Here is a 14,742-nt window from a genome sequence, read left to right on the forward strand (position 1 = left end):
TTAGAAATTGCCTCCCTGACCGACTTTATGCCTCATGAAATTGAATTTGTTGAAAAGTTGAGCGAAAGCATTGCCTCAACGCTATCAAGCGTTCGTATCAACCTTCGCACAACCTACCTGCTAGAGCAGTCGCAACAGCAACGCGAAGAGATGGCTGCACAGGAGGAGGAGATGAGGCAAAACATGGAGGAGATGCAAGCCACCCAGGAGGAGATGCAGCGCAAAACAGCCGAGTTGGAATCGGTTAACACCGCCATTAACGAAGCGCTGCTACAAGGTGAAATGGAAACTGATGGAGTTATTATAAACCTCAACCAGAACCTAGTTAACGTATTGGGGCTCATTCGTGATGAAATCTTGGGAAGTTCGCTCTTCGAACTCGCACCAAATCAAACCGCTCGAGAGCTCAAAGAACTTTGGAAGAGGGTTGCTGCTGGAGAAAGTGAGAAAGGTGTTTTTCTATTTAAGAATGCTGAAGAAAAGGAGGTTTACCTCATGCTAAGCTTCAGCCCAGCATTCGATGAGGTTGGTAGCTTTGTTAAGGTGCTCGTATTAGGCCAGGATGTTACCGAAACAAAGTTGCTGGAGCAGCAAGCCATGCATCAGGCAGAAGAAATTGAAAAAAACATCGAGCAAATAAAGGTTGAGCAGGAAATTGCAAAGGCGCGTCAAAAGGAGATTGACGCTATGCTCCACGCGCTCAACCAAAATGTGATTGTATCGGAGATGACCAGCGATGGAAAGATCACCTTCATAAATCAAAAGAATGTAGATATACTCGGAGATGCACCTGAAAAAATTATTGGCAGAGTACACCGGGAGCTAGACGGAACGGCAAAGTCCAATCCGAAAGCCTACAATGCCTTCTGGGATGCCCTTATGAATGGAATTCCGCAGGAGAGAGTATTCTCACTGAAGGTTGGCGCCGAGACCAAATGGGTTAGAGAGCACTACAACCCGATTCCTGACGAAAAAGGAGAAATCTATAAGATTATAACGCTGGGCTTCGACATAACTGCAGAAAAGTTGTTTGAACTAGAAGCAGAGAAACTCAAAGGTGAGTTGAAAAATAAAAAACGCTAAGAATCATAAATATAGCACCATGTACGAAATTGGGATTGTTGACACCCGAAACGTAATTAGAACAGTAAAAGAGACCTATGGCTACGATTTTACTGACTTTGCAATAACTGCATTTCGTAGGCGGCTCGACAATGTTATAAACAACCAAAAACTTCGTGATGCCGATAGTCTAATTGCACGGCTGCAAAACGACAAACCGTTTTTCGATGAGTTCCTTAGCGATGTTTCTGTGGAGACCACTGAAATGTTCCGTGATCCATCAGTTTGGCGACACCTACGCGATTCGATTATTCCAGAATTAGTAAAAGGCCCAACGAAACCTAAAATATGGGTAGCGGGCTGGGATTCTGGTGAAGAACTCTACTCTCTCGCCATAATTTTGAAGGAGCTAAACTTTCTCAACCAAGTTCAAATATTTGCAAGTTACTTTAGTGAAGCAAAATTTCTCAAAACAAAATCGGGCGAGATTGAGCCAAAACAAGCCGAGGTAAACGAGGCAAACTACGAAAGATTGATTGGTAATACTTCGCTTGCCAGCTACTTTGTTCAGAAAAATGGCAATTTAGTTCTTGATCCCTCCCTAATTCAAGGAGTTTCTTTTATCAAACAAAATACTATATTTGATAACTCACCTTCGGGCATTCGTTTGATTTTATTTCGTAACCAGATGATATACTACAATCAAGGGTTATGTGATAAAATTGCGCGAACAATGGCTAATAGCCTAGTTCCAGGTGGCTACTTCCTTTTGGGAATTAAGGAGACTCTTGAACTCTCGGGCGCTGGAGCATCTGCATTCACGTTAGTTGATGATCAGGAAATGGTGTATAAAAAGAAGAATAGCTAATGTATAAAGCCGTTATTATAGGAGGTTCGGCCGGTAGTTTTCAAGTAATTACCAAGATACTCCATTCCCTACCGCCAAACTTTCCCCTACCAGTGTTGCTATGTCTTCATCGGCTCAAGCACGTTAGAAGTGGCTTTGTGGAAGCGCTCAGTATAAAATCGGGCATACAGGTAATTGAGCCTTTCGACAAAGAATCAATTAAACCGGGGAAAGCTTATCTTGCCCCAGCAAACTATCACATGTATGTAGACTTAGGTAACCGAATAGCCCTTTCAACTGAAGAACCAGTGAACCATTCAAGGCCATCCATCGACCTCTCATTTGTTACTGCTGCACAGGCGTACCGGGAAAAGTTGATTGGAATTATCCTTTCTGGAGCCAACAAGGATGGAGCATATGGACTTAAAAAAATAAAGGATAACGGAGGCCTTTGCATTGTTCAGGATCCGGAAGAGTGCCAGGTAAGAACCATGACTGAGGCTAGCCTAAAGCTAACACCGGTTGATCATGTGATGAAAACCAATGACATTATTAACTTTCTTAAGAAAATTAAGTAAAAGAGATACTATGAAGCCGGCTCATCGCAAAAGCAGATCATACGCAACCGCAATTTTCATTGCTGGTGTCTTAAGTGCATTGCTGGCCATTTCGGCAGCCGCCCAAGGATTTAGTGGCAACAGATCTTGGCTTATTTTTATCTTTCTCATAGCCAACCTTTGCTTTTTCATTGCCCTTTTTGCAGCTTTCACGCTCCAATCCCAAAGCGCGAGCAAACAAGCCGATATACTCTCCAACTTGCAGAAACGGATGGACCAATACCTGTCACAAGTCGGACAAAAGAAAGAACAAGTGGTGGAGGCGAAAGAGCAGCTATCGGCTCAGATGTTTGCACAGAAAATCCTGCCACCTCAGGAACAGCAATTTGAATCGCTTGAAAAAGTTACAGAGCATATCCTTACTGGTATTGCTCGGGAGTTTAATGTTGTTCAAGGCCTATTTTTCGTAAAGAAAAGTAAGACAGATCTTTTTGAACTGCAAGGGCGTTACGCATATTTTTCCGAAGAAAACCCACATGACTTTATGGAGGGAGAAGGTCTTTCGGGGCAGGTAGCCAAGACCCAAGCGGTGCTGAACGTTTCTGAAATTCCAGAAGGCTACATCACCGTTCTTTCCGGGTTGGGAAAAGGCTATCCAAAACAGCTGCTGATAATTCCAACGATATGGAACAATCAATGCAATGGAGTGCTTGAACTCGCCTCTTTTGAGGTGTTTAGTGAAGAAACCGTGAAACTTTTTACCGAGATGTCACCTGTTCTTGGTGAAAGTCTTCATAATTTTTTGAAAAAAAAGTAAACTAAGAAAAGAGCTACACTATGTGGCAAGTATCCGATACAGTTAAAAAAAGAGTGGTTGTTGCTGCTACAACAGGTTTACTATTTCCTGTTGCTGCTTGGATAATCGATTTTTCCAGAACCGGAAATCCGGCAAACTTCAGTGGTCTTGGTCGCATTCACGAAAACAATCCTGCTCTTTGGTTTCTAGATGCCATTCCATTTATTGTTGCAATTGCCACCTATATTATTCTTAAGCGCCACTACCTCAAAATCAGCGAGATAGAATATGAGCTTAGCGAAAAGGATGAGAACATAAATAAAAATGCTCTTTTTGCCAAGCAGATTGGTGAGGGCGATTACAATGCAGTACTTGACATTACTAACGAAAACGACATTTTGGGGAAGTCGCTCATAGTAATGCGCGACAATCTCATAGAGAATAACAAGAAAGAATCAGAGTTAAGCTGGATATCTGACGGTAAGGATCAAATTTCAAACATACTTCGCCTACACAACAATATTAATGAGCTCTCCTACGACGTCCTCGTAAGACTTATTAAGTATATCAACGTAATCCAAGGAGCACTTTACATTTACGATGAAGAGCGCAAGGTATTGGTGAACCTTGCCACCTATGCCTATAATCGCAAAAAATACCTCCAGCAGGAGTTTAAGGTTGGTGAAGGACTTATTGGGCAGTGTGCCTACGAACGCGACATCATATACCGTAATGAGATCCCTGACTACTATACCACAATCACCAGCGGTATACTTGGAGAACAAAAACCACAAAGCCTTCTGCTAGTGCCCCTCATTACCGATGAAAAACTACAAGGGGTGCTGGAATTCGCTTCCATTGAGCCGGAAATTTCCGAACTCACAATTCGCTTTTTACGAGAGCTTGGAGAAATTATTGCGCGAACTATCTTCAACTTGAGCATCAACCACAAGACTGAAAAGTTGCTTCAAGAGGCCCAGCAGATGACAGAGGAGCTGCGTGAAAACGAAGAGGAACTTCGGCAAAACGCAGAGGAGATGAGGGCTACACACGACGAGTTGGAAAAGTCAAATTTCAAGTTGGAAGCCAAGATTCAGGAGGTCGAGAATGCGCAAAAACGGCTACACAGCTTGCTTGAAAATGCTTCTGAAATCATCTCCATTTACAGTCAGGACCTAAAATTGACATACATCAGTCCATCGGTAACGAAAATCCTTGGCTATAGCCCAACAGAGATGATGAGCGGGAAGGATATGGACCGACTTACTCGAAGGGGCGAACAAACCATTGGCGAGTTCTTCAAGAAATTACTGGAAAACTCAAAGGAATCGCTTACCATCCAGTACACTTTTATGAAAAAGGATGGGGAGAAAATCTTCCTTGAGGCTACTGGAAGGAACCTGCTTACCGACTCTGCAATTCATGGAATTATTGTTAATTCACAAGATATTACCGAGCGGAAAAGGGCAGAAAAAGAGGAGCGCATGCGCAGCAAGATGCAGGCGCTATCGGAGAACTCAATCGACATGATTATCCGCATCAACACCATGGGTCAGTTTTTCTATGCCAACCCAATGGTGGAGAACTACCTAGGTATTGCAGCGAAGGATCTCATTAACCAGACACTTTCCTCAGTAAACTTTGCGGAGCCACTGGCTGAGTTTTTCAAAGATTCTATTAAGAGCATAAAGCTAAGCAAGGAGAAGATTGAAGGGGAAGTCACCTATGGGTCCAAGCTTGGGGAAACTATAATGCATATAGTAGCCATACCAGAATTCAACGAGAATGAACTGGAAACAATTCTATTTGTAAGTCACGATATTACAGAGGCCAAGCGTATTGAGTTAGAAGTTCAGGACAAGAACAGAAAGTTAACGGAGAGCATAAACTACGCACAGCGTATACAGAGTTCTATTTTGCCAGACAACCGACTCATTCGCAAAAGTCTTCCAAACTCCTTCGTTTTTTACAAACCGCGCGACGTGGTTAGCGGCGACTTCCCCTGGTTCTTTCTCAAGGAAGACAACATTTACATTGCAGCTGTTGACTGTACCGGCCACGGCGTTCCTGGGGCATTGCTTTCGTTCATCGGGTACTTTACCCTGAACAACGTAGTTGACCACGACAAAGACTATACTGCGGGAGAGATCCTAAACAAGCTCCACTTTGGAGTTCGCAGCACGCTAAAGCAGGATCGAGCTGACGCAGATGCGAGAGATGGAATGGATATTGCACTGTGTAAAATCAATCTTAAGAAAAAGGAGCTGCAGTATTCTGGGGCACACCGACCTCTTTATTTGCTTCGCAACGGCGAACTTGAGGAGTTCAAAGGCGACCGCAAGGCCATTGGTGGTATTCCTCACCGGAATAAACCTGAAACACCCTTTACAAACTACACAATTAAAATCCAAAAGGGTGACAGAGTATTCTTCTTCTCCGATGGTCTTCCTGACCAAATTGGTGGACTTGAGAAGAAAAAATACTCGGCAGTACGCATTCGAGAAGCATTGGTGGCAAATCCGACATTGCCCATGCCGGAGTACAGCACCTTGTTTGCCCAAGACTTTGAAGAGTATAAAGGAGACCTCAAGCAAATTGACGATATTCTGCTTATAGGTATTGAGTTTTAAATTGCATATTATACCAAATTAACTAACTTTACGCGCTATGGATAAGAAGAATGTAAAGGGATTTCTTGAGTTTGTATACGACTTTTACAAGTCGATGAAAGCTCATGAAATTACCTTGGTATACGAGGGGGAAATTACCCACCAAATTACCAAGGCATTCACCTCTCTTACCGAATCCAACATGGCCAAGGAGGAAGAGTCTAACTCCGTTCAGAAAAAGGTATTCCACGTAATGGTTGAGTGCCTTCAGAACATTAGCAAGCATGCTGACAGCTTTGGCTCGGAGGACTTCCTTTTTGCCGGAAGAGGAATTTTTATGGTAAGCAAGGGTGACAATGAATACAATGTTACCACAGGAAACGTGATCGAGGACACCAAAATCGATGAACTCTCCCGCATTCTTGATCAGATCAACTCTCTTGATAAAGAGGGGCTAAAGATGCTCTACAAGAATCAGATGAAGGAGGGGCGACTGAGTGAAAAGGGTGGCGCAGGGCTTGGCTTTATTGACATTGCCCGCAAAACAGGCCGCAAGCTGGAATACCACTTTCTCCCTATTGACAACGATTCGCACTTCTTTATTCTTACTTCAACCATCGATAGAAACGCCTAACAAAACCTAATTTTTTGCTATGGAAACCATCAAGATTTTGGGAACAGATGATACCCCTCATGTAATTCTTGATCCAGATAACGAGATTTTTGAGATTTCGGGGCGCTCTTTGCCCGAGGACGTAACGGCTTTTTACGAACCCGTCCTTACCTGGCTCGACGAATATGCACAGAATCCCAACTCAAAAACAGCTTTCACCTTTCGACTCGTATACTTCAACACCGCTTCCTCTAAACTTCTCCTCGATATCCTCATGAAGCTAGAGCAGATGCACGAGGACGGCAAGAACGTCATAGTCAAGTGGTTTTACCCAGAAGATGATGAGGATATGCAAGAAGCTGGAGAAGAATACGCAGACATTGTTGACGTTCCTTTCGAACAGATCGGTTATACTCTCAATTAGTGCTGTTACCTGCTATCTTTTATTGATACAATGCTATAAAGGATGAGTGAAGAGATACTAAAAGCGTTAATGCAACTCTTTGCAATAATTGCAAAGCAGGACGAAGGCGTGGAGCTCAGCGAAAGAGCCTACGTGGTAAATTTCTTGACTCAACAACTCAACGACGAGGCAGTACCGGAATATATTCAACTGTTCGACGAGCATGCTGGCCTTCTTGAAAAAGAGGAACCAGACGAAGAGAAGGGGAAGGTTAAGCTCACCTCCGTTAAGGACTCCGTACGCATTCTGGGGATTTGTAAGAAGATTAACAAGACGCTGACCCAGAAACAGAAGATAGTAGTATTGGTTCGCCTGTTCGAACTCATAAATGCCGACAGAAAGTTCTCCGAGCAGCGCATGGCCATTCTAAACACTGTGGCCGAGGTGTTCAAGCTCACCAAGGAGGAGTTCACCGACATTGAAAATTTTGTGATTGGGAATACGCTTCAGGATCTTGATAATCCTAGCGTACTTACTATTCACGACCAAGGAAATACACAACAGCAGGCTAAGCATATCCCCACCGAATCGTTGGATGGGTTTTTAGCCATTCTGCAAATTAAAAGCGTCGATCTCTACTTCCTACGATATACAGGTGGAGCCGACATTTTTCTGAATGGCCTTCCTATCAACAATAAACGAATTTATCTGTACGCAAGCGGAAGTTCCATTCGGCTTCCGAAAGGTAAGCCAATATACTATACCGATGTTGTTGCTCACTACCTCGCCGATTCATCACTCACTAGAATATCCTACCGCGTAAACAATGTTGGTTTTGCTTTCAAAACAGGCGATGTGGGGCTTCGCAACATCACCTTTGCCGAAGAGCATGGCAAGTTAATTGGCATAATGGGTGCATCGGGTGCTGGAAAAACTACACTGCTCAACGTTCTTTCCGGTAATGAGGCACCTACAAGTGGACAGGTTTTTATCAATGGCATCGACCTACACACCGCTCAGGACCAGCTGGAAGGCGTCATTGGGGTTATTCCGCAGGACGACTTGCTCATTGAGGAACTTACCGTTTTTGAAAACCTCTACTACAACGCTAAGCTGTGCTTTAGGGACAAAAGCGAAAGCGAAATTACCGAACTGGTTGAAAAAACGCTAACAAGCCTTGGTCTCCTTGAACGCAAGAACCTCAAGGTGGGATCTCCTTTCAACAAAATGATCTCTGGTGGTCAGCGCAAGCGTCTTAATATCGCACTCGAACTTATTCGAGAACCATCCATTCTGTTTGTCGATGAACCAACATCGGGTCTCTCCTCCCGCGACTCCGAAAATGTGATGGATCTACTGCGGGAATTGACACTCAAAGGCAAGCTCATTTTTGTGGTTATTCACCAGCCATCGTCCGACATCTACAAGATGTTCGACAATATGATGATTCTGGATACCGGCGGCTACATGATATACTATGGCAACCCGGTTGAAGCCGTAATGTATTTCAAGCGGATTGATGCCCAAATCAATAGCGATCAAGGTGAATGTCCTACCTGCGGTAACGTAAACCCTGAACTCATTTTCAACATTGTTGAGGCCAAGGTGGTAGATGAATTTGGCCGATACACACCGACGCGAAAGATCTCTCCTCAGAAATGGGAAGATCACTATAAAGAAAATCTAAAAATGAAGGTGGTAGAGGATATCCAAGTGCCGCCACCCGTATCGCTAAACATTCCTTCTCGGCTAAAACAATACATTATTTATACTCTTCGAGATTTTCACTCGAAGATTAGTAATACACAGTATATTGTTCTCAACCTACTTGAAACTCCGATACTTGCTTTTATCCTCTCCTATGTAATCCGATATATTGCCAACCCAAATTCCAACGTCTACATCTTCAGGGAAAATGAAAATATTCCCATCTACATTTTCATGGCAATTATTGTTGCCCTATTCATTGGCCTTACCGTCAGCGCAGAGGAAATTTTCAGGGATCGAAAAATTCTAAAACGAGAAGCATTTTTAAATCTCAGCCGTTCCAGCTATCTATTTTCAAAAATCACTATACTCATAGTCATTTCGGCTATTCAAAGTTTATCCTTTGTGCTAATTGCCAATAATATTCTTGGCATCAGGGACATGGGGTTTGTATACTGGTTTGCCCTGTTCACCACTTCAGTGTTTGCCAATCTACTCGGACTCAACATTTCTGCCTCCTTTAACTCTGCCGTTACCATTTACATTGTCATTCCGTTGATCATGATCCCCATGATGGTGCTCAGCGGAGCTATGTTCAGCTTTGACAAGCTAAATAGAAGCGTTGGAAGCGTAGACAAGGTTCCCTTAATTGCCGATATGATGGCCACCAAGTGGGTGTATGAAGCGCTTGTTGTGCATCAATTTAAGGATAATGACTTTGAAAAATATTTTTATGAAATAGAAAAAAAAGAGAGTCAAGCCAATTACAAAATAGTATACTATATTCCTGAGTTGCAAAAAAGGGCAGAAGCATCCTTATTGCTGTTAGACCAAACACCCACCGATGTCAGCAAAGCACAAATGGCAGACTATCTTGCAGTTCTAAAAAAAGCGGTTGCAAAAGAAGTGTTACAAGTGCCCGACATTCCCTTTAACCAGGTTGAACAGCTCACCCCTTCCTCCTACACCATTGAGGTGGCTGCTATGCTTTCGGAATACCTTGAAAAGTTGGATAAACATTATAGCGATGCTTTTCAGCACATTGATAATATCAAGGAAGCCAAGATAAATTACCTCATACAAACCAACAAGGCCCTTTACAACGCTAAAAAACAGGCCTTCCACAACGAAAGCATCTCCGACTTAGCCACTAAAGTACTGGAGAAAAATAAGATATTGGAATATAATGACGAGTTGGTACAGCAGTATGATCCCATTTTTAGAGATCCGGAACCTAGCTCGTTTTTTTCGTTCCGCTCCCACTTTTTAGCACCAAGAAAATACTTTTTAGGACATTTCTGGGACACCTACTGGTTCAACATGTGCGTTGTTTGGTCGATGACCATTGTGCTCTACTTTACACTCTATTATGAGCTGCTAAAGAAAGCGTTGACCATACTCTCTGAGATTAACCTTAAAAAGTTTCGTTTTTCTAAAAAATAAATTTTTATCTTTATACAGGCTTAAAAAGATATAAAGCTTAAACCCAAAGTAGAACATGTTGAAAAAGCTTCTATATTTTGTTTCCATTACGGTAATGATGTCGGGCTGTTCGTCATGCGTGCATCAGGGTAATGTTGATTTACAGCAATCGCTTGATGTGCCTGATACCGTTATAGAAGACCAAACGCAATTTGATCCAAACGTGGTTCAGGACATGGTTCAGAACATTGCATCTCCGGTTGAAATTTCAGCACTGTTCAAGAGCTTAAAGGCACCCTTTTCAAAGGATTATTTAGCTCCCACAAAAAACGTTGATGCCTTTAATACCAGCTTTAGAAAATCTATCGGCCTTGGTATTTATGGTGCCGATTTAGGTTACATCAACATGTATGGCAAAACCCTAATGGTGGTAGATTATATAAGTGCCATTAAAACACTTGCTGATGGCATTAAGGTAGGACAGTTTTTCGATTTTTCCACACTAAAAAGGCTTTCCTCCAATGACGGAAATATCGATTCGTTAATCTTCATCTCCACATCCAACTTCAACAAGATTGATGCCTACTTAAAGGAGACAAATAGGAGCAGTTTAAGTTCTGTTATAATAGCAGGAGTATGGATTGAGGGATTATACCTCTCGTGCCAAGTAGCATCTTCCATTTCCAGTCCAGAGTTGAACGAATATATCGGGGAACAAAAAATTGCCTTCCAAACCCTATATCTAGTTCTCTCCCACTACAAAAAGGATCCCAACATTGGCGGGCTGGTTGACGATCTAAGTGAATTGAAATCGATATACGATGAAATCACTATTACCTACGAAGTTGGAGAGCCTAAGACCATAGAAAAGAACGGAGTAATTACTTTTGTTCAGAACGACAAGAGTAATGTCAATATAAGCGATGATCAACTTAAACGATTAAAAGCAGCCGTTGAAAAGATAAGAAACAAGCTAATTGGTGCTTAGTATGAAAAATAAGTTCTTAATTATTTCTTTGCTAACGCTTGTTATTGGTTTAGTGTCAGGCGGTATGTTAAAAGCTCAAACCGAAGATGAGTTGGTAGAGATTTGCGGGATGATAGCTAAGGATGCAACCTACCTTAAAGATTTTAAAATTAAGTTGGATGCCGGTGATCCTCCACCTCAATATAAGCAATCAATTATTCTGACTAAAAACACGAAGTATCGCCTAACGGTATGTAACTCCAAAGATTATCCTGGAAAGGTTGTACTCCAGCTATATGATAATGCAAGATTACTGGGAACCACCTATGTTGTTGCAACAGGTAAAGACTTTCCATTTTTTGACGTTACGATTCAAAAAACAGGTGTTTACCACCTCATATATTCATTTAAAGATGGACAGCCGGGATTAGCGGTAGGAACGCTTTCCTTTGTTGAAAAAATATAGCAACGCTTAAAGCGTTGAAGCAAAAAGAGGCACGAAGCCTCTTTTTCTATTTTAACCAAAAGGCTTGCAAGAATGCTAATGCAATCGATGTGACAAAAAGAATTGACTGAAAGCGAGTTGGATTTCTATCGATGGTAAAATAAAAAGTCAACAAAAAGCAAGCGGGAATAGCAGCAATAAACCCAACCTCATAGGTTATTCCAGGGACAATTAAATACCCCACTACAGCAGTGACAAATACCCAAAAAAACAAGATGAAAATCTTTCGGGATCTTATCTTAAAGGAATCGTATCGCTGAATAAGTTTTACACTGCTTACCAAAATCACAAACCCAACAAAAGAAATATAAACGAGCTGCATCTTGGTTAATGTTTCATTATCAGGTCCTTCCGTCCTGAAAGCGGTAGCAATTGCATCAAAAAGAACACTAGGGTGATCGTTGAAGAACAGCTGGTAAAACTGATAAAAGGCTAAAGGCGTAACAAATCCAATAAAAGCTACGGTCCACTCTCGCCAGTTAAACGGCCTAAAAATGGCTAATCCAGCAACTACAGGAAAGAAAAATATTATTCCTGGAAGCCAAAAGAAACTGCCTAGTCCAATCAAGAATGCTGCCTCAAAATAGCTAGACAGACACTGCTTCGATCGATAGGTATTGAATATTTTGCTTAAAGAAAACAGCAAGAAAAAAGAGAATATTGCTACGGGCGAAATAACTTGAACAGAAGCAGGAAACCCAGCAAGTAAGCCAAAGAAGAGCACCGGCATAAAAGTTCGCTCCTGAATAAAAATATACTTCGAGTTAAGATTTAGAATAATCAACGAAACAAGGATGAACAATGCTAAACCACCAAACCATAGAATAAGGTATTGTGGATGAGGTCCAAAAAGATTATGAGTAAAAATAATTGAATGCTGGTAGAACAATCCACCTACCTGGTTCTGGTTGAGCGGCACAAGGCCTGAAATCCAGAATAGCACACATACAAGAAGAATGGCGGAAAATGCGAGCGGCAAACTTCTTCTAAAAAACTGAACCAAAGTCTTCATAATCAATGCTAATTACCTAGAAATTCATAACCAATATCCTTTCGATAATACATATTCTCAAAGGAAATCTGTCCTAGATTTTTGTAAGCATTTGTAACTGCTTCCACCAGAGAGATTCCAAGACCCGTTGCTGTTATCACACGCCCTCCAGAAGTTATTACACAATGGTTTATTCCAAAGGTCGTTCCTGCTTGGTAAATAAATCCATCTTGAACCGGTCTCTCCAGCCCATCCACTTTAAAACCCTTTTCAAACTTTTCTGGATAGCCGCCTGAAACTGCCATCACGGTACATGCAAGTTTCTTAGAGCTGGCCAAAGCATCATTTCGAAGAGTTCCTCTTGCAGAAGCCTGAAGCGCAGAAAGGAAATCGCCCGTTATCCGAGGAAAAACGACCTCCGATTCCGGATCACCCATCCTAACATTATATTCAATTACAAATGGCTCACCCTCCACATTTATCAACCCGAAAAATATGAATCCCGTATAAGATATATTCTCTGAATTCAACCCTAAAAGAGTTGGTTTAATTATCCGTTTTTCAACCTTCTCCATAAAAACCCTATCGGCAAATGGCACAGGCGAAATAGCACCCATCCCTCCAGTATTTAAGCCAACATCGCCCTCACCCACTCTTTTATAGTCTTTTGCTTCAGGAAGAACAACATAGTTCTTTCCATCGGTTAACACAAAAACTGAAAGTTCTATTCCTGTCAGAAACTCCTCAATGACCACTCTTCTACTAGCCTCCCCAAACTGTCCATCAAGCATCTCTTTAAGTGCATTTTTTGCAGCAACAATATCGCTAAGTATTATCACTCCCTTTCCAGCAGCTAATCCATCCGCCTTCAGAACATAAGGGGCTCTTAATGAGTGGATAAAAGCATAACCATCAATAATTGTTTCAGGATTGAATGTTTGATATCTCGCAGTAGGAATTCCATATTTTTGCATAAAGTGCTTAGCAAAATCCTTACTACCCTCCAGCCTTGCTCCATCCGCACAAGGGCCAATAAAAGCAACATCAATTAATTCCGGATCTTTTTTAAAGTAGTCACCCAACCCCTTCACTAGTGGCTCTTCGGGACCGACTACTACCATGTCAATAGCCTTCTCCTTAACAAGGTTGCCAACAGCCTCGAAATTATTAATATCGAGCAGTACATTCTCTCCTACCAGTGACGTTCCTGGATTTCCAGGAGCAATAAAAAGCTTGGTAAGAAGTGGGCTTTCTGAAATTTTTTGAGCCATTGCATGCTCCCTTCCACCTGAACCTAAAAGCAAAACTTTCATGGAGATTTTTTTGTAAAGGTAAGCTGTCGGCATAAAATAAAAAAGCCCTCCAAGAGGAGGGCTCAATTTTCTATGATATTAATGTATTATTAATTTTTTCGTAACCGAGCAGTCCCAATATCCACTATTACAAAATAGCTTCCCGGCTTGAGTTGTTCCACGTTAAATGGAACCTTATCCTGCCCTGAGGCAAAGTTTACGGCTCCAGTTCTCACTACCGATCCAGTTATAGAAACAATCTTTACGTTTGCTGAACCAACAAAATTTTGGTTAATTGAAAAATAGACCATTGAGGCTGCAGGATTTGGATAAAGGTTAAAACTTCCACTGTTGTTATCCGCGATACTATTATCAAGAGTAATATTAACTAACACTGAACCAACAGCGGAACAACCTACATCATTAGTAACCGTTACATCAATGGTGTAACTCCCAACACCCCACACGGACCCATCAACAACATACGCTTGGTCCGTTCCAACGTCACCACTATTATATTGCCACAAATAGCTTGCAAAACCAGCCCCTGCATCAATCGTTTTGGACTCGGTATTATACATGTCAACTTGAGGCGTAAGGCTTAATTCTGGCAGCGGATTAACCGTAATGGCTACCGGAGCGGAGGTGTTACTGCAGCTGTTGCCATCGGTCACCGTGACGCTGTAGATGCCGGCGGTGCCCGTAACCAGCGTTTGGTTGGTGCTGTTATCGCTCCACAGGTAGCTGGCAAAGGTGCCTGCGTCCAACGTGGCCATTGACCCTGCACAAATTGCCTGATCTCCGCCCAAGTCAACGGTTGGCAGCGGATTAACCGTAATGGCTACCGGAGCGGAGGTGTTACTGCAGCCGTTGCCATCGGTCACCGTAACGCTGTAGCTGCCGGCGGTGCCCGTAACCAGCGTTTGGTTGGTGCTGTTATCGCTCCACAGGTAGCTGGCAAAGGTGCCTGC

At 42.3% G+C, this 14,742-nt stretch carries 13 protein-coding genes; 10 read left to right on the top strand and 3 right to left on the bottom strand.

The annotated features are described in order from the left end of the window. The 10 genes from VMW01_14950 to VMW01_14995 form a co-directional block, all read left to right on the top strand. Nucleotides 1-1,083: PAS domain-containing protein (locus VMW01_14950; protein HUW07543.1), on the top strand; the 1,083-nt coding region annotated here is incomplete at its 5' end. A gap of 19 nt (nt 1,084-1,102) precedes the next feature. After that, the gene (locus VMW01_14955; protein HUW07544.1) at nt 1,103-1,930 is read left to right on the top strand and encodes a CheR family methyltransferase; all 828 of its coding nucleotides are present in this window, start codon (nt 1,103-1,105) and stop codon (nt 1,928-1,930) included. Next, nucleotides 1,930-2,487 carry a chemotaxis protein CheB gene (locus tag VMW01_14960; protein HUW07545.1) on the top strand — a complete coding sequence of 186 codons (558 nt, stop codon included), beginning with the start codon at nt 1,930-1,932 and terminating at the stop codon, nt 2,485-2,487. The genes VMW01_14955 and VMW01_14960 overlap by 1 nt, the downstream gene beginning before the upstream one ends. 10 nt (nt 2,488-2,497) lie before the next feature. Next, nucleotides 2,498-3,283 (top strand): GAF domain-containing protein, encoded by a 786-nt coding sequence (locus VMW01_14965; protein ID HUW07546.1) that lies wholly within the window; start codon nt 2,498-2,500, stop codon nt 3,281-3,283. A gap of 20 nt (nt 3,284-3,303) precedes the next feature. Further along, nucleotides 3,304-5,892, top strand: coding sequence for a PAS domain S-box protein (locus VMW01_14970; protein ID HUW07547.1), 2,589 nt, complete (start codon nt 3,304-3,306; stop codon nt 5,890-5,892). 37 nt (nt 5,893-5,929) lie between these two features. Beyond that, nucleotides 5,930-6,505, top strand: coding sequence for a SiaB family protein kinase (locus VMW01_14975; protein ID HUW07548.1), 576 nt, complete (start codon nt 5,930-5,932; stop codon nt 6,503-6,505). Between the two features lie 19 nt (nt 6,506-6,524). Next, nucleotides 6,525-6,908, top strand: a complete 384-nt coding sequence (locus VMW01_14980) for a DUF1987 domain-containing protein (GenBank protein ID HUW07549.1) — start codon at nt 6,525-6,527, stop codon at nt 6,906-6,908. A gap of 42 nt (nt 6,909-6,950) precedes the next feature. Next, nucleotides 6,951-10,037 (top strand): ATP-binding cassette domain-containing protein, encoded by a 3,087-nt coding sequence (locus VMW01_14985; protein ID HUW07550.1) that lies wholly within the window; start codon nt 6,951-6,953, stop codon nt 10,035-10,037. A 55-nt stretch (nt 10,038-10,092) separates the two neighbouring features. Continuing rightward, a complete protein-coding gene (locus tag VMW01_14990; protein ID HUW07551.1) occupies nt 10,093-11,004 on the top strand; it encodes a hypothetical protein in 912 nt (303 codons plus the stop codon). Nucleotide 11,005: 1 nt separating this feature from the next. Beyond that, nucleotides 11,006-11,449, top strand: a complete 444-nt coding sequence (locus VMW01_14995; GenBank protein HUW07552.1) for a hypothetical protein — start codon at nt 11,006-11,008, stop codon at nt 11,447-11,449. 46 nt (nt 11,450-11,495) lie between these two features. Here the strand turns inward: VMW01_14995 and VMW01_15000 are convergent, their stop codons facing one another. From VMW01_15000 to VMW01_15010, 3 genes are all read right to left on the bottom strand, one after another. Then, entirely contained in the window at nt 11,496-12,500 is a 1,005-nt protein-coding gene (locus VMW01_15000; GenBank protein HUW07553.1) for a hypothetical protein, read from the bottom strand. Between the two features lie 8 nt (nt 12,501-12,508). Then, nucleotides 12,509-13,792: a phosphoribosylamine--glycine ligase gene (gene purD, locus VMW01_15005; GenBank protein HUW07554.1), complete on the bottom strand. Its 1,284-nt coding sequence runs from the start codon at nt 13,790-13,792 to the stop codon at nt 12,509-12,511. An 89-nt stretch (nt 13,793-13,881) separates the two neighbouring features. Continuing rightward, the coding region (locus VMW01_15010; protein HUW07555.1) for a T9SS type A sorting domain-containing protein at nt 13,882-14,742 on the bottom strand (861 nt) is incomplete at its 5' end.

This window comes from Williamwhitmania sp. (assembly GCA_035529935.1).
GTDB lineage: Bacteria > Bacteroidota > Bacteroidia > Bacteroidales > Williamwhitmaniaceae > Williamwhitmania.